This is a genomic window from Mesorhizobium sp. AD1-1 (assembly GCF_020164655.1).
GTDB lineage: Bacteria > Pseudomonadota > Alphaproteobacteria > Rhizobiales > Rhizobiaceae > Mesorhizobium > Mesorhizobium ciceri.
Window position 1 is genome coordinate 373,104 of sequence record NZ_JAIUGP010000004.1, and the last position, 16,534, is coordinate 389,637.

The window sequence follows — 16,534 nt, forward strand, 5'->3', positions numbered from 1 at the left end:
ATGTCGGACGCCAACATCATTGAACTCAGGGATGCCGCCAAGGCATTCGCGCGCATTCCGGCCTTCAAGAATGTCAATTTCGACCTGCGCAAAGGCGAAATCCACGCGCTGCTCGGGGAAAACGGCGCCGGCAAGTCGACGCTGACCAAGGTCATGGCCGGTGTCTTCAAGCTGACCGAGGGCAAGATGACCTTCGACGGCAAGGATGTGTCCTTCGCCACGCCCGCCGAAGCGCTGCGCGCCGGAATCGCCATGGTGTTCCAGGAAACCAACCTGGTGCCGGCCATGACCGTAGCGCAGAATCTCTATCTCGGCGAAGAGAAGATGTTCAACCGGTTGCGCGGCCTCTACATTCAGGCGCGGCAGTTCCTCGCCGGCATGGGCTTCCAGGTCGACCCGTCCGCGCAGGTCAGCACGCTGGGCGCGGCGCACAAGCAGATGGTGGAGATCGCGCGCGCCGTCCACCACAAGGCCCGCGTCATCATCTTCGACGAGCCGACCGCGACGCTGACGCCTGAAGAGAAGAGCCACTTCTTCAAACTTTTGCAGCGGCTGGTGAAGGAGGGCATCGCCGTCATCTTCATCACCCATGCGCTGGAAGAGGCGCTTGCCGTCGCCAACCGCATCACGGTCATGCGCGATGGCGAGATCGTCGCGTCCGGCGAGGCCAAGGGTTTCACCCGCGCCTCGATCGTGCAGGCCATGGTCGGCCGCACGCTCACCGAAACGCTGCATGGCGAGGTCAAGCGCACGGCGCGCCCCTATGGCGACAAGGTGCTTTCGGTCGAGAATCTGTCCTGCGCCGGTCTGGTGCGCAACTCTTCCTTCTCGGTGTTTTCAGGCCAGGTCACCGGCATGTTCGGCCTTGTCGGCGCCGGCCGCACCGAAATGGCCAAGGTCGTCGCCGGACTGTTGAAGCGCAACATCTTCCACGGCGGCGAGATCCGCCTGCTCGGCAAGTCGGTGCGCTATCGGGTGCCCAGGCCTGCGGTGCGCGACGGCATCGTCTATGTCACCGAGGATCGCAAGGTCGACGGTTTCTTCGAAACCATGACCGCGGGCGAGAACCTGCAAATGGGTGAACTGACCGAGGGCGCCAATCCCGTCTCCATGGTGTCGCTGGCGCGAGCCAGGCAACTTGCCCGCGAATGGGGCGAACGTCTGAGCCTGCGGCAGACCAGCGACCGAGCCCGGATGATCGAGCTCTCCGGCGGTAACCAGCAAAAGGTCGTGATCGCCAAATCGCTGATTCAGAAGCCGAGGCTGGTGATCTTCGACGAGCCGACACGCGGGGTCGACGTCGGCGCCATCGTCGAGATCCACCAGCTCATCAGCGATCTCGCCGAGCAAGGCATGGCCGTCGTTGTCATCTCGTCCTACCTGCCTGAAATTCTCGCCGTTTCGGATCGCATTCTGGTGGTCAAGCGCGGCCGCGTTGTCGAGGAGATGATGCTTTCGGAGGCCACCGAGGAACGCGTCATGTTCGCCGCGGTTCATTGAGCGGCTCGACAAGAGAGACACTTTTGCCGGCCAAGCCAGGACCAATGTCTGGCCTGCCCTATTGCCTTGCAATCGGTTCCGCGTCTGAATAGGTCAGGGGTCAGATCACCCTGCCCGAGCGGATATGCCCAGCGTCAACCTCAAACTTCTGCAGACGTTCCTGCTTGCCGCCGAAAACGGCAGCTTCCGACGTGCTGCCGAGGAGAGCAACCGTTCGCCATCGGCGGTCTCGATGCAGATTCGCGACCTTGAGGAGCAGATCGGTATCTCGCTGTTCATCCGCACCGCACAGCGTGCCAGCCTGACGCCGGAAGGCCAGATCCTGTTCGAGGAGATCGCCAACGTGATGTCTCAGGTGCAGACCAGCCTCGACCGCCTGACGGAGGTCGCCGCTCGGCGCAAGGGCAAAGTGCAGATCGCCTGCGCCCCGACGCTCGCGGCAAGCCGGCTGGGCGATATCCTGGCGACATTCAAGTTGCGCTATCCACGCAGCATCGTCGAGGTCATCGAGAGCCCGCCACAGGCCGCGCTTGGCCTTTTGCAACAGCAGGAGGTCGAGTTCTACATCGGCCCCGAACTGCCAAACCTGACGGACTTCCAGTTCGAGTCCATCCTCGACGATCCGCTGATGGCCTGCATCCCCACGGAAATATACGGTGGCGAAAGGAAGCTGCTGCTCTCGGACCTGCTGCGCTATCCGCTCATCCTGCTCAGCCGCAAGACCGCCGTGCGCGGCCTTGTCGATCGGCTGACGGCGGCGGAAGGCATCGAGTTCAAGCCGCAATACGAGGTCGAAAGCGCACAGACGGCGGTGGCGCTGGTGTGTTCGGGACTTGGCGTCTGCGTGGTGCCCGGCATCGCCATTTCGCGCAATGACGAGCGTATGCGGGTGGTGCCGATCGACCATCGCGACGCCCACCGCTCGGTCGGCATCATCACCGCGCGGGGCTATGTGCACCACTCCTTCTCCGAACAGCTGATGAACCTCATCCGAACCAATTTGCGCGAACTGGCAAACTGAGCGTCGCGCCTTCGGACAGGCACCTTGCACGAGCGCCGAGAATGGTGCGTTGGGAACGCCGCCATTGGCAGCCCGGCCTCTCCTGAATATCAGCGCACCCTCAGTCGGTCTGGATCCAGATCGACTTGGTCTCCAGATATTCATGCAGATGTTCGATGCCGCCCTCGCGGCCGTAGCCGGACATCTTCATCCCGCCGAACGGCACCGCCGGGTCGATGGCGTGGTACATGTTGACCCATACCGAGCCGGCCTTGATGCGGCGGGCGAGCTTGTGGGCGGTGCCAAGATGACTGGTGAAAATGCCGGCCGCCAGGCCATAGGGCGTCGCATTGGCCCGCGCCACGGCTTCGTCGAGCGTGTCGAACGGCATCGCCGAAATCACCGGACCAAAGATCTCTTCACGCGCGATGGTCATCTTGTCCGACACCGCACCGAAGACAGTCGGCGCGATGAAATTGCCGCCGTCGTAGGGGCCGCCGGTCAGTCGCGAGCCGCCCGCCATCAGTTCCGCGCCTTCGTCGCGGCCGGCCTTGATATAGCCCACCACCTTGCCGGCCTGCCTGGCATTGATGAGCGGGCCGATTTCGGTTTCCGCCTCGATGCCATGGCCGATGCGAAGCCTGCCGGCAAACTCGGCGACCCGGCGCACGAATTCGTCATGGATTTCGCGGGCCACGAAAAGCCGCGAACCGGCGATGCAGATCTGGCCCGAATGCACGAACACAGCCATCGCGGCGACAGGAACCGCCTTGTCGATGTCGGCATCGCGGCAGACGATGATCGGCGATTTGCCGCCGAGCTCCAGGGAAACGCGCTTAAGGTTGGTCACGCCCGCCCGCGCGATGGCCTGGCCGGTCAGCGTCGAGCCGGTGAAGACGATCTTGTTGACGTCGGGATGTTCAGCGAGCCGCGCCCCGGCCTCTGTCCCGGTGCCGGTGACGACGTTGACGACGCCGTCGGGAACGCCGGCCTCCTGCATCAGCCTGGCGATCAGCAGCGGCGTCAACGAAGCATCCTCCGAGGGCTTCAGCACGATGGTGCAGCCGGTGGCGAGCGCCGGCGCGATCTTCCAGATCGACGCCGCAGTCGGAGCGTTCCAGGGGATGATCGCGCCGACAACGCCTACCGGCTCGCGCCTTGTGAACGAGACGATCTCGCCGGGGATCGAATTGTCTATGGATTCGCCATGCAGCGCGGTCGCCATGCCCGCATAGAAGCGCAGCATGCCGATGACGCGCCGCCGGTTGGCTAGCGTGCGCGTGATCGGCAGTCCCATGTCGAGAGTGTCGGAAACGCTGAGTTCTTCCCAATGGGTCTCGAAGAGATCGGCGATGCGCAGAAGCACGCACTGCCGCTCGTAGGGCGAGAATTTTGACCACGGCCCTTCGAAGGCCGTGCGCGCAGCGGCCACCGCCGCATCGATGTCGGCCGCCGAGCCACGCGGCACCGTGGCCAGCACTTCGCCAGTCGCCGGGTTGAGCGCCTGCATCTCCTGGCCGGATTGTGCCGGAACCCACTTGCCGCCGACGAACATCGGCCGGAATTCGCCATGGTAGAGCGCCGTGGCCTTCGCCCGCGGGTCGAAATTCAGCGTCATCTCTTCCTCCTCACAATTCCGTGGCGACTATGACTCCCACGCCGGTCGACCTCAAACAAGGAAAGCTAAAAGGGCGTTCAGATAATCGGACTGTGCAATGCACGCGACTTCCCCGATGGTGCCGGCAACGGAGGAACAGATATGAGACTTGCTGGCAAGGTCGCTATCGTCACGGGCGGCGGTTCGGGATTTGGCGAAGGCATCGTCAGGAAATTCGTCACCGAAGGTGCGCTGGTCGTGTTGATGGACCGTGATGAGGCCGCCGCGGCCCGCGTTGCTGCCGAAGCCGGCGAAAATGTGCGGCCAATCACTGGCGACGTCTCGACACTCGGAAGCTTCGAAGCGGCGGCAGACCTGGCCCGCTCGGCCTTTGGCGGTCTCGACATACTGGTCAACAATGCCGGCGTGGCCCAGCCGCCCTTGGCGCTCGAGACAATGGACGAAGAGATGTTCGACCGGATCGCCAACGTCAACATGCGATCCATCTACAATGGCGCCCGTGCGGTCGTTGCGCATTTCAAATCCATCAAATCAGGCGCCATCCTCAACGTCGCCTCCACCGGCGGCGTCTCGCCGCGCCCGAATTTGACGTGGTACAATGCTTCCAAAGGCTGGGCGATTGCCGCCACCCGGGCCATGGCCGTGGAACTCGCCCCCTTCGGCATCCGCGTCAACGCCATCAACCCGGTTGCCGGCGACACGCCACTTCTGTCCACTTTCATCGGCTCCGGCGAGGAGAACCGCGCCCGCGTCGTCGCCACCATTCCGATCGGCAGGCTGTCTACGCCGGCGGACATGGGCAATGCCGCGGCATTCCTGTGCTCCGACGAGGCCAGCATGATCACCGGCGTCGACCTCAACGTCGATGGCGGCAAGTGCATCTGAGCGTTAGACCATTTGGGAGTTGGCGATGAAGCCTGTCTACGAAATCGCCGTGGTGCATGGCGACGGCATCGGCCCGGAAGTCTGCGCCGCAGCGGTTCAAGTGGTAAAAGCAGCGCTCGGTCCCGGCAGCCCCTTGCACTTCAGCGAATACCCGGCCGGAGCCGAGCATTTCCTGAAGACCGGCCAGAGCTTTCCCGAGCCGACCTTCCAGGCCTGCCGCGAGGCGGACGCCATCCTGCATGGTGCGGGCGGCTTGCCGGGCGTCATCCATTCCGATGGGACCGAAGCAGGCCTGGATTTCACGCTGAGGCTGCGCTTCGAACTCGATCTCTATGCCAACATCCGCCCCGTCAGGCTCTTCGAGGGCGTGCCGAGCCCGTTGAGCGGAGTGAAGGCCGGCGATATCGACTACATCATCTTGCGCGAGAACAGCGAAGGGCTTTACGCCGCGCGGGGATCGGGCGCGCTGTTGCGCGGCGAAGTGGCGGTCGACACGCTGGTGCAGACCCGCTCCGGCATCGAGCGCATCGCACGCAAGGCCTTCGAACTGGCGCGCCAGTCGGGCGGCGCGCCCCGTGACGGCGTGCGCCGGGTGACCTGCTGCGACAAGGCCAACGTGCTGCGCAGCTATGCCTTCTTTCGCTCCGTCTTCGACGAAGTGGCGAAGGACTATCCCGATATCGCGACCGAGCACGCGCTGGTCGACGCCATGGCGATGCATCTCGTGGTGAAACCGGGTCATTTCAACGTCATCGTCAGCGAGAACATGTTCGGCGACATCCTGTCCGACCTCGCCGCCGCGACGGTGGGCGGGATGGGCATGGCGCCTTCAGCCGAGATCGGCGCGGCCAACGGCTTCTTTCAGGCCGCGCACGGCTCGGCGCCCGACATTGCCGGCCAGGGTATCGCCAATCCGTATGGGACGATCCTGTCGGCAGCCTCGATGCTCGACTGGCTCGGCCACAAGCATGGCGACGAGAGACTCAACCAGGCCGCAGCGCGCATCCGTCGCGTGACCGAGGACTGCCTGGCCAACGGGCTTCTGAGCGCCGATCTGAAAGGCAGGGCGTCGACCAGCGAGATAACCCGTTCGGTCTGCGACCGGCTCGCTGCCGGGCGCAACTGATATGACCAAGCCAAGGATAAATCTTGTTGGACCTGGCAAGGTCGGCCAGACGCTCATGCGCCGGATATTCATCGCCGGCCGGCACAGGGTCCAGACCTGAGATGGGCGCTCTCGATCGCCAGATTTCGGTCGAGGACTTTCGCACGCTTGCCCGTCGTCGTCTGCCGAAATCCGTCTTCGAATTCATCGATGGCGGGGCGGGGCAAGAACTCACCCTCAAAGCCAATCGAAGCGATTTCGAAAAAATCAGAATTTTGCCGCGCGTGCTTACCGATGTTTCGCATCCGAACGTTTCCACGACGCTCTGGTCCGAGACCTTGCCAACACCGCTGGTGATCAGCCCGATGGGCTCCTGCGCGCTGGTCAGGCCCGGAGCCGACATTGCCATCGCGAGGGCGGCAACCGCTCGCAGCATCCCCTACACGCTCTCCACCATGGCCACGGCCAGCATCGAAGGCATGGCGCGAGCCGTACAGGGGCCGCTGTGGTTCCAGCTTTATGTGCTCAAGGATTTCGACTTCAATCGCCAGTTGGTGAGGCGAGCGGAAGAATTTGGCTATTCGACGCTGGTGGTGACCGTTGATCTGCAAGCCGGTGGCAAGCGCGAAAAGGATCTTAGGAACGGCATATCTATCCCACTGCGGCCTTCGGCCCGGCATCTCTGGGAAGGCATGCTTCATCCTGGCTGGTCGCTGCGCCTGCTGCGCGGCGGTCTGCCCCAGTTCGAGAACGTCCGCGGCTATCTCGGTGACAACAGCGCCGGCCTGACGATCGCCGCGCGTGTTGGCGGCAGCCTCCATGCAGGTTTCGACTGGGACGATTTCCGCCAGATCCGCGACTGCTGGAAAGGCCGGCTGCTGGTCAAGGGCGTCCTGCACCCGGGCGATGCGTCGCGACTGGTGGCGGCTGGTGCCGATGGCATCTGGGTGTCCAACCATGGAGGCCGCCAGCTCGACGGTGCTGTATCGAGCATCGATGCCCTGCCCGCTATCCGTCAGGCACTTGGCGCCCAAATCCCGATCCTCATCGATTCCGGTATCCGCACGGGCACGGACATCGTCAAGGCCAAGGCACGCGGCGCCACCGTCGCGGCGATCGGCCGGGCCGCCCTGTTCGGCGCCGTGGCTGGCGAGCCCGGCGTGGCCAAGGCACTGGATATCATCCTGGACGAAGTGGTGACTTGCCTCAGGCTCTGCGGGATCCCCCGTTTTCAGGAAGCGGGATCAGAAATGATAGCATAGCGCCAAGACGAGTGCTCACGCTTGGTCAAGAGGTACAGAAAACCCCCGCTCGTCCAATATTCTTCCTCATCATGCCAAGGTTTTGCTATCGCGGTTGTGCAAGCGGCTGCGGGCGGCCGACCAATTGCCGCCCTCACACGCCGCTCCTTCCCAAGCCCAGCGGCCGCCTGTCAGAGAGCACTTGTTTGATGCACACCCGCTAGCGGCGGTCGTGATTAAATTCGAGAGGCTGCGCAGTCTGATAGGCAGACTAAGGTCGGCCGCCCGGTGCTGTTTTCGGTTCCATCCACCCGTTCTTCAGAATGTCGCGAAGCACGTTGCGGATGTCTTCGCCCGCTGCCGTTGCGCCGCTCGCCCAAGCGATCGCCAGTGCCCCGAAAAAGATGTCGCGCCCGGTCATCGTCCGTCGTGCAAGCCCTTCGTCCTGTGCAGCCTTCAGGATTCGCTCCGTCGTCGCGATGACAGCATGGCAGGTCGGCGTCAGCGGGGATTCTACTCGGCAAGCCGCCCGTAACGGTTCAGGCAAGCCCTCATAAGCCAGCATCCAGTCGCCGAGAGCTTCAACCCAGAGTTCGAGTGCGCGGCCTGCATCGCTCTCCCCGGCTTCGATTTCAACGCGACGATGGTCGAGGCCTTCATAATGAAGAACTAACAGCGCAGCCAGCAGGGCGTCTTTGTTTGGAAAATGGCGGTAGAGCGTCCCTGCTCCCACGCCCGCCAGCTTCGCAATAGAATCCATCGAAACGTCAACACTATCGTTGCCGAACGCTTGTCGCGCCACCTCGAGAATGTGCGCCCGATTATGCTGCGCGTCCCTGCGCAGGGCTGACGCGACCGAAAATTGCGACATTACTGACCTTGAACCCTTGAATACCGGAGACACTCTCCGTATCTAAAAGCCGAATCGGAGAGAGTCTCCATATAGCCCCCGGTCGACTATTCTAACAGGTCGGCATCAGCGAGCGAAACGAGGACACGATGATCAGGCAGATGATACCGGCATGCATCCGGGCAACGGGCACCGCAACCTGCCTGGCGCCTGGCGCGCGCCGTCAGTAGATGCCGCGAGCTATACGAGTTTCGAGGCGGGCTGCTCCGTCGGCAGCACCGCCCTGCGCGACCCTCTGGATGTCCGCTCAATACGGAATAGATCAGCGCACCATGCGCTGAGCTCATAATCACAATTATCTGGAAGGAAATCGGCATGAAGATCGGCATTATCGGCGCGGGAAATATCGGCACCACCCTTGCACGAAAGCTGTCAGCCGCCGGACACGCGGTGAAGCTGGCGGGCTCGAAGGGGCCTGAGGACATCGGCGAGAAAGCGACGGAGGTTGGTGCGCTCCCGGTTGCCGCGCACGAAGCAGCCAGGGATGTCGAGGCGATCGTTCTATCGATCCCGTTTGCGAAGATCCCCGATGTCGCCGGCCTCTTTGCCCATGTACCAGCCAACGTGGTCGTGATCGACACCTCCAATTATTATCCCTTGCGCGACGGGAATATCGCGGAGGTTGACGATGGCAAGCCGGAAAGCGTGTGGTCCAGCGAACAACTCGGCCGGCCAGTGGTCAAGGCATTCAATGCAGTCCTCGCCCAAACGCTCGCAGAAAGTGGCGCAGCGGCCGGAATGACCGGACGCATCGCGATCCCCGTCGCAGGCGATGATGTGCATGCCAAAGCGATCGCACGCGAACTGGTGAACGAGACCGGTTTCGACGCACTTGATGCCGGCGATCTCGCGAATTCCTGGCGCCAGCAACCGGGCACGCCCGCCTACTGCACGGAACTGACGTTGCCTGATCTTCAGGATGCGCTGTCCACGGCGGAAAAGGCGCGCGCACCCGGAATTCGCGACGCGCTGATCAAGGGCTTCATGGAGGCGACGCCTCCCCTCCGCCACGAGCAGATCGTAGCCCGCAACCGTGAAGTCACCGCCCGCCGATGAGAAACTTCTCCGGTTCCGGTCCGAGGTGACCAATAAGACTGTCCAAGAATTCCTTCTGTTTGTCGGGAGCAACCTGAGGGGCGACGATGACGAGGTAATTGGGACAAAGGTGAAATCCCCCTTGAGGATGCGAGGCATCAGCTCCTGAGCGCGGCATGCTCCGCTGCTCAACCAGCGAGCCTGAGCCATAGCGCCTGACTGGCGGCAGGAGATTAGCCGCCGCCGCCCATGGTTACGGACATAAAGGCCCGGAAGGCCGCAGCCGCCGGTTCGATTGATCTGTCACGCGACCAGGCAAGGCCAACGTCCATAGTGGGGATGGGCTCGACAAGCCCGCGCACTTCGATGCGCTGCCCCTCCAAGGACCAGGGGCGGTAAACCATGTCGGACAGGACAGTGACCCCCATGCCGGCAGCCACGAGCGACCGCACGGCCTCGACCGAACTGGTGGTAAGGACGGCGCGGAGCGAAAGGCCCGCGGCATCCCAGTAACGGGCGGCCGTCGTGCGTGCCTCGTCAACCGTCAGCATGACATAATCTTCCGCCGCCACATCGGCCAGGCTGATCTCCTGCCGCGCGAGGAGGTGATGATCAGCCGAAAGCCAGAGCCGGCGGTTCGACCGCATCAAGACCTCCTGCGCCAACTCCTTGGTGTGCTCCAGGTTCGACACCAGCATCACGGCCATGTCGATGTCCCCGCACATCAACCCGCTTTCGAGAGCGTCTCGGGGCAGTTCCAGCACCTCGACCTCGATCTCGGGATAGGTCTTTCGAAACCGCGCGTAGTGGCGCGACATATAGTAGCCGACGACCGTGTAGGTCATGCCCAGCCGCAGCTTGCCCGCCAGGCCTTTCCTATCGCGCAACGGGCTTCGGACGGCGGCAGCGACGGCCCCGGTGATAACACGCGCATGTTCAAGAAACCGCGCGCCCTCCATCGTCAGTCTTACGCCAGCGTGGTTACGCTCCAAAAGCCGTACGCCCAGGTCAGCCTCAAGCGTCTTTATCGCCGCAGTGACCGCCGATTGCGAGATGTTGAGTTCCACCGCGGCATGACTGACCTGTCCGCTCTCGGCGGTCGCGATAAAATAATCCAGCTGTTTCAAGGTGATGGTCATGGTGCGCCCTGGCCCAGAACCATTATCTGTTTTTTTGATATGACAATCAATAAACTACTATTTCACAAATGCCCTCGCATGCGCAAAAAATGCTGCAACGCCGCAAAGACGGCAGCTTCGAGGGGTAACAATGCGATGGCGGTGACGCTAAACTGCGACATGGGCGAAAGCTTTGGCCTCTACAAGGTTGGCGACGATATGGGCATGATGCCCATCATCGACGTTGCCAATGTCGCCTGTGGTTTTCACGCTTCCGATCCGGATCACATGCACGCCGCCGTCCGCAGCGCCAAGGCGAGTGGCGTAAAGATCGGCGCCCATCCAGGCTTGCCCGACATTCAGGGTTTCGGCCGGCGCGAGATGCGGATGACCCGCGAAGAAGTCAGGAACACCATCATTTACCAGGTGGGAGCGCTTGCCGGCTTCCTCAAGGCCGAGGGTGTGGAACTCCACCACATCAAGCCGCATGGCAGCCTCTACTTCATGGCCATGCAGCAGGAGGCAATCGCCCATGGCGTGTGCGACGCGGCAGAGGTTTTCGGCGTACCCCTCTTCGGCATGACGGGCACCCTGCACGAGAAGATCTATCAAGAGCGCGGTATCCCATTTGTCGCTGAGTTCTATGCCGATCTCGACTACGATGCCTCCGGCAAGCTGATCTTGACACGCGTTCATGACGCCAAGGACCCCGCAGAGATGGCCGAGCGGTGCGTACGCGCCATCAGGGAGGGCGAGGGCACGGCAGAGGACGGCAGTTTCTTCCCTGTACGCTGCGAAACCATCTGCGTGCATTCCGATACGCCGAACGCCATCGAAATAGCCCGGGCCGTGCGCACCGCAATCGCCCCCTGGCACTGAACTCGACCGAACCCGCCCGTGCGGGCGGTTCCAGATTAGTCTGTCCGCAGTTTTCCGGAGCTTTTTATGGCCCAGATTCTTTCACCTCTTCCCGGCACTTTTTATCGCAGCGCTTCGCCAGACCAGCCGCCATACAAGGCGGATGGCGACGCGGTGTCCGCCGGAGACGTAATCGGTCTCATCGAAGTGATGAAGTCGTTCCACGAAGTGAGGGCCGAGACGGCCGGTACGAACATCCGCTTCATTGCCGACAATGAGGACCCCATCATGGCCGGCGCACCTATTGCGGATCTCGACTGATGCTGAAAAAGCTTCTGGTTGCCAACCGGGGCGAGATAGCGGTCAGGATCATCCGGGCCGCGCAAGATCTGGGGATCGCCACCGTGGCGGTGTATTCGGCCGCAGACGCCGAGTCGCTCCACGTCCAGCTTGCGGACGAAGCGGTCAACATCGGCCCACCAGCTGCAAAGAAGTCCTATCTCAATGTCGAAGCAATTCTGAAGGCTGCCCGCGACACCGGTTGCGACAGTGTTCATCCAGGCTATGGGTTCCTTGCCGAGAATGCCGCGTTTTCCGACGCAGTCACAGGCGCTGCATTGGTCTTCGTCGGCCCGTCGGGAGATGCGATCCGGATGATGGGAGACAAGGTCTCGGCGCGATCGGCCGCTGCCGCTGCAGGTGTCCCTGTGGTGCCTGGTTCGGCTGGCCGGGTCGAGGGCCTCGAGGCTGGCCACGAGGTGCTGACCGCAACCGGTTTTCCGGTGATGATCAAGGCGGCGGCAGGCGGCGGCGGGCGGGGCATCCGCATCGCGAACTCGTTCGCCGAGTTCGAACAAGCCTTTCCTCAGGCCGAAGCAGAAGCCCTCGCCGCCTTTGGCGATGGTGGTCTCTACATGGAAAAGGTGATCGGCAAGGCCCGCCATATCGAGGTGCAGGTGCTGGCAGACGGAAGCGATGCCATCCACTGCTACGAGCGGGAGTGCTCGCTGCAGCGGCGACGCCAGAAGGTTTGGGAGGAGGCGCCGTCGCGCGCACTTTCAGACAGGCTGCGCGAAGAGCTCTGCGCTTCAGCGGTCGCCTTGGCCAAGGCGGTCAAATACTCTGGTGCCGGCACGGTAGAGTATCTTTACGACGATGAAGCAGACCGCTTTTACTTCATCGAGATGAACACCCGTATCCAGGTCGAGCACCCGGTCACCGAAGCGATCACCGGCATCGACCTCGTTGCGGAGATGCTTCGCATCGCCGGCGGCGAGAAGCTGCGGATCCGGCAAAGCGATGTCTCCGTCAAAGGGCATGCGATCGAAGTCCGGCTCAATGCCGAAGACCCGGCGAAGGAGTTCGCTCCATTCCCCGGGCAGGTGGCCGAGCTTCGCATTCCCGGCGGTCCGGGCGTACGCTTCGATTCGATGCTCTATCAAGGCTATCAGGTGCCGCCCTTTTATGACTCGCTGCTTGCCAAGCTGATCGTGCATGCAGAGACGCGCGAGGCGGCGATAGTGCGCCTGATCCGCGCGCTCAACGAGTTGAAGATCGGCGGGCTCAAGACCACCAAGCCGCTGTTTCTTGCGCTGGCCGCCGATCCGGCGATGCGGGCGGGAGACGTGCATACCCGCTGGCTGGAAGGCTGGCTCATCGAAAACGCCGCAGCATTGGCGGGTTAAGGAGGACCGATGTCGATACGATTCAACTTCGGCGGTGACGAACATATCTTCGGCGAGGTGTCCGAAGAAATGTCGCTCACCTCCTTCTTTACCGGCCTTTCGATGACCAATGCGGTGCGTACGGCAGGCATCCGAGGCGTCACCGAGATCTGCCCAGCCAACGCCAGCTTCCAGATTCGCTTCAACCCCGACATCGTCAAGCCGCAGGATTTGCTCAGCGAACTGAAGTCGATGGAAGAGGCCGCCTCGAAGTCGGACCCGGTGCTGAAGACCCGGATCATCGAACTGCCGGTTTATTTCCAGGATCCATGGACGCGTGAAACCTGCCTGCGCTTCCGCGAGCGCCATCAGGACCCCTCCTCCACCGATCTTGAATATTCGGCACGCATCAACGGCTACGCCACGGTGGAAGAGTTTATCGAGGCCTATTCCGGCCAGCCCTGGTTCGTATCGATGGTCGGCTTCGTCGCCGGACTGCCCTTCCTGTACCAGATGGTTGAGCGCAAGAAACAGATTCAGGCGCCGAAATACTTGCGTCCACGCACCGACACTCCCAAGCTCACCATTGGCCATGGCGGCTGCTTTGCAGCGATCTATTCGGTACGCGGCGCTGGCGGCTACCAGATGTATGGCATAACCCCGGCCCCGATCTACGACCCGACCAGGAAGGTGCGCTACCTCGCCGATGACATGTGCCTGTTCAAGCCAGGCGACATCGTCAAGTTCAAGGCCATTGGCCGCGATGACTACGACGCCACGCTTGAGGAAATCGAAGCCAATCGGTGGCAGCCGACGGTTCGCGAGTGCACCTTCAGCCTGAAGGATTTCAACAGCGACATTTACGGCACCAATGCAAAGCTGATGGAGCTTATCAATGGCCGTTAAGGTAATCTCTCCCGGCCTCTCCACTTCCGTGCAGGACCTTGGCCGACCCGGCCACTATCATGTCGGCATTCCAGAAGGGGGCGGCATGGACCGCTTTGCGACACGCATCGCAAACCTGCTTGTCGGCAACGATCCGGGTGCCGCGGTGCTCGAAGCCACTTTCATGGGTCCCGAACTCGAATTCACCCAATCCGCGGTCGTCGCCGTCACAGGTGGAGAACTCCCACCCAAACTCAATGGCGAGGAACGGTCGACGTGGGAAAGTTTTCCGGTGAAGGCCGGTGACCGGCTTTCCTTCGGCTTCCTCAAGAGCGGCGCGCGCGCTTATCTGGCCGTCTCCGGCGGCATCGACGTACCCGTGGTTCTCGGTTCGCGCTCGACTTACATTCTGGGCGCGCTTGGCGGCCATCAGGGCCGCACGCTGAAGGCGGGCGATGAGCTTCCCCTCGGCGAAGGTTCCGGCAAAGCCGGTCTTTCACTGCCTGCAAATCTGCGCCGCGCGCGCAATAGCCCGGCGGAACTCAGAATGCTTCCCGGCATATACTGGCATCGGATCACTGAGGCTGCCGGCAATCGGTTCTTTGAGGAAACCTGGAAGGTCGCGCCCGAAGCCGACCGTATCGGCTATCGCTTCCGGGGCGGGACGCCGCTGGAATTCGTCGAGCGCGAGCAGCCTTTCGGTGCGGGCTCCGACCCCTCGAACATCGTCGATGCCTGCTATCCCTACGGATCTGTCCAAGTGCCGAGTGGCACGGAGCCGATCGTTCTTCACCGGGACGCGGTTTCGGGTGGCGGGTACATGATGCTGGGCGTGGTGATATCGGCCGACATGGACCTTATCGCCCAGCTCCAGCCGCACACCCCGGCGCGCTTCGTCCCGGTGACGCTGGAAGACGCGCTTGCCGCGCGAACCGAACAGCGCGCCGCGCTGGCGCGTGCTGAAGGGCATCTGGCCGGCTGACGTCAGCCGGGAAAATGCCGGCGGAGGAGCCGGAGGCGAGGAGATCGGCCGGCCAAAACCGACCGCGCGTGGCGGAAGACAAAATCCGGTGCGCGAAACGACAAGACGACGCCGGGCAACGGCGTGAATTTGGCACCCGAGCAGTCCGCTAGAGACCGCCGGAACCGACAGGGGAAGACATTCGCAACGTGACTGGCCGCAAGGCCGGATGCTTCGCGCCTTTCCGTCGGTAGAAAGAAGGAAAGGGTCATGAGTCATCTGAGCGCGGAGAACGTCTCGGTATCGTTTGCGGGGCTGAAGGCCCTGTCATCGGTAGACCTCCAAATTACGCCCGGCCGCATCAGTGGCCTCATCGGCCCGAATGGCGCTGGCAAGACCACGCTCGTCAACGTGCTGACCGGCTTCCAGGCACCGACGGAAGGCACTATCAAGCTCGACGGGGCGGCACTCACGGGTCTCAAGCCGCATCAGGTCCGGCGGCGCGGCATCGCCCGCACCTTCCAGGGTGGGCGGCTCTTCCGCGACCTGCCTGTGCTGGACAATTTGGAAGTGACCGGCGTTGGCCTGGGAATGAGCCGGCGCGCTGCCATCGCCGAAGCGGAAGCAATGCTCGACTGGATAGGCATCGGTGCGCTGGGTACCCGCATCGCCGGAACGTTGCCATACACGGACGAGCGCCGCGTCGCCATTGGCCGCGCCTTGATGGGACGGCCCGCATACATCCTGCTCGACGAGCCCGCGGCTGGCATGAGCGCACTGGAGGCGCGGGAGCTTTCCGCCCTGATAAGACACATCGCCAGCGATCTCGGCTGTGGTGTCCTGCTCATCGAGCACAATGTCGGGCTGGTGCTCGGCCTTTGCCAGCATATCGTCGTGCTCGATTCCGGAGCGATCATCGAGGAAGGACCGCCTGCCGCGATCCGCGACAGCGAGAAGGTGCGCCACGCCTATATGGGCACGGCCGCGAACACCGACCTGCCTGTGCTGGAGGCGATGGAATGAGCCTGCTCGCCCTTTCCGACATCACCATCCGCTACAGCCGTCTCACGGCGGTCCGCAATGTCTCCTTCTCCATGGACGAGGGAGAAATCCTATTCATCACCGGCCCGAACGGAGCCGGGAAGTCTTCGCTGCTGCGCGCGATCGCCGGTGTTACGCCGGTGGCGGGCGGCCGGATCGACCTTGCTGGTCATGAGATCACCGGCCAGGCGCCGGAGAACATCGCCCGGCTCGGATTCTCCATGGTGCCGGAGGGGCGCGATGTCTTCGGCTCGCTGACGACCGAAGAGAACCTTCTGGTCGGAACCGGCATGCACGCCCGCGAACGCGGTTGGCGCAGCCGAGCGGCCGACGAACTCGAAGCCGTCTACGCAACCTTCCCGATGCTGAAAGAGAGGCGGCACGGGCAGGCGGGATTGCTGTCCGGCGGACAGCAGCAAATGCTGGTCATCGGCCGCGCGCTGATGACCAATCCGCGGCTTGTAGCCATCGACGAGCCTTCACTGGGCCTCGCCCCCAACATCAACGACCAGGTCTACGAGCGGCTGATCGCGCTGCGTGCGCAGCGCCAGCTCACGCTCCTGATCGTTGAGCAGAGCTCGGCCCGGGCGATGATGGTGGGCGGGCGGATGATCCTGATGCGTGGCGGACAGATCGTGCTCGATGGCGACGCGCGGACGCTCGGCAATGGCGAGGCGATCCAGGCTGCCTATTTCGGCTACGAGGACAATTGA

At 62.8% G+C, this 16,534-nt stretch carries 16 protein-coding genes; 13 read left to right on the forward strand and 3 right to left on the reverse strand.

What is annotated here, in order from left to right:
- A complete protein-coding gene (locus LB519_RS11380) occupies positions 1-1,500 on the forward strand; it encodes a sugar ABC transporter ATP-binding protein (protein ID WP_024502414.1) in 1,500 nt (499 codons plus the stop codon).
- Positions 1,501-1,624: 124 nt separating this feature from the next.
- Positions 1,625-2,521: a LysR family transcriptional regulator gene (locus LB519_RS11385; RefSeq protein WP_027163982.1), complete on the forward strand. Its 897-nt coding sequence runs from the start codon at positions 1,625-1,627 to the stop codon at positions 2,519-2,521.
- A 100-nt stretch (positions 2,522-2,621) separates the two neighbouring features.
- On the opposite strand, the gene LB519_RS11390 is transcribed toward LB519_RS11385, so the two are convergent.
- Positions 2,622-4,118, reverse strand: coding sequence for an aldehyde dehydrogenase family protein (locus LB519_RS11390; protein WP_127384525.1), 1,497 nt, complete (start codon positions 4,116-4,118; stop codon positions 2,622-2,624).
- A 141-nt stretch (positions 4,119-4,259) separates the two neighbouring features.
- On the opposite strand from LB519_RS11390, the gene LB519_RS11395 reads away from it, so the two are divergent.
- From LB519_RS11395 to LB519_RS11405, 3 genes are all read left to right on the forward strand, one after another.
- A complete protein-coding gene (locus LB519_RS11395) occupies positions 4,260-5,003 on the forward strand; it encodes a glucose 1-dehydrogenase (protein ID WP_013533144.1) in 744 nt (247 codons plus the stop codon).
- A 25-nt stretch (positions 5,004-5,028) separates the two neighbouring features.
- A complete protein-coding gene (locus LB519_RS11400; protein ID WP_224620016.1) occupies positions 5,029-6,129 on the forward strand; it encodes an isocitrate/isopropylmalate dehydrogenase family protein in 1,101 nt (366 codons plus the stop codon).
- A gap of 101 nt (positions 6,130-6,230) precedes the next feature.
- Positions 6,231-7,370: an alpha-hydroxy acid oxidase gene (locus LB519_RS11405; RefSeq protein WP_224620018.1), complete on the forward strand. Its 1,140-nt coding sequence runs from the start codon at positions 6,231-6,233 to the stop codon at positions 7,368-7,370.
- Between the two features lie 250 nt (positions 7,371-7,620).
- On the opposite strand, the gene LB519_RS11410 is transcribed toward LB519_RS11405, so the two are convergent.
- Positions 7,621-8,220, reverse strand: a complete 600-nt coding sequence (locus tag LB519_RS11410; RefSeq protein ID WP_063167472.1) for a TetR/AcrR family transcriptional regulator — start codon at positions 8,218-8,220, stop codon at positions 7,621-7,623.
- A gap of 354 nt (positions 8,221-8,574) precedes the next feature.
- On the opposite strand from LB519_RS11410, the gene LB519_RS11415 reads away from it, so the two are divergent.
- The gene (locus LB519_RS11415; protein WP_224620019.1) at positions 8,575-9,315 is read left to right on the forward strand and encodes an NADPH-dependent F420 reductase; all 741 of its coding nucleotides are present in this window, start codon (positions 8,575-8,577) and stop codon (positions 9,313-9,315) included.
- A 212-nt stretch (positions 9,316-9,527) separates the two neighbouring features.
- On the opposite strand, the gene LB519_RS11420 is transcribed toward LB519_RS11415, so the two are convergent.
- Positions 9,528-10,433 carry a LysR family transcriptional regulator gene (locus tag LB519_RS11420; RefSeq protein ID WP_013533150.1) on the reverse strand — a complete coding sequence of 302 codons (906 nt, stop codon included), beginning with the start codon at positions 10,431-10,433 and terminating at the stop codon, positions 9,528-9,530.
- 135 nt (positions 10,434-10,568) lie between these two features.
- Here LB519_RS11420 and LB519_RS11425 point away from each other — a divergent pair, with 135 nt between their 5' ends.
- From LB519_RS11425 to LB519_RS11455, 7 genes are all read left to right on the forward strand, one after another.
- Positions 10,569-11,291: a LamB/YcsF family protein gene (locus LB519_RS11425; RefSeq protein WP_127255327.1), complete on the forward strand. Its 723-nt coding sequence runs from the start codon at positions 10,569-10,571 to the stop codon at positions 11,289-11,291.
- A 66-nt stretch (positions 11,292-11,357) separates the two neighbouring features.
- On the forward strand, positions 11,358-11,591 hold the full coding sequence (locus LB519_RS11430; RefSeq protein WP_013533152.1) for an acetyl-CoA carboxylase: 234 nt from the start codon (positions 11,358-11,360) through the stop codon (positions 11,589-11,591).
- Positions 11,591-12,955, forward strand: a complete 1,365-nt coding sequence (locus LB519_RS11435; protein WP_224620021.1) for an acetyl-CoA carboxylase biotin carboxylase subunit — start codon at positions 11,591-11,593, stop codon at positions 12,953-12,955. The genes LB519_RS11430 and LB519_RS11435 overlap by 1 nt, the downstream gene beginning before the upstream one ends.
- Before the next feature lie 9 nt (positions 12,956-12,964).
- Complete coding sequence (locus LB519_RS11440; protein WP_013533154.1) at positions 12,965-13,840, forward strand: 5-oxoprolinase subunit B family protein; 876 nt, start codon at positions 12,965-12,967, stop codon at positions 13,838-13,840.
- The gene (locus LB519_RS11445) at positions 13,830-14,801 is read left to right on the forward strand and encodes a biotin-dependent carboxyltransferase family protein (protein WP_024502403.1); all 972 of its coding nucleotides are present in this window, start codon (positions 13,830-13,832) and stop codon (positions 14,799-14,801) included. The genes LB519_RS11440 and LB519_RS11445 overlap by 11 nt, the downstream gene beginning before the upstream one ends.
- A gap of 249 nt (positions 14,802-15,050) precedes the next feature.
- Positions 15,051-15,803, forward strand: coding sequence for an ABC transporter ATP-binding protein (locus tag LB519_RS11450; protein WP_027163992.1), 753 nt, complete (start codon positions 15,051-15,053; stop codon positions 15,801-15,803).
- Complete coding sequence (locus LB519_RS11455) at positions 15,800-16,534, forward strand: ABC transporter ATP-binding protein (RefSeq protein ID WP_013533157.1); 735 nt, start codon at positions 15,800-15,802, stop codon at positions 16,532-16,534. Before LB519_RS11450 ends, LB519_RS11455 begins: the two co-directional genes overlap by 4 nt.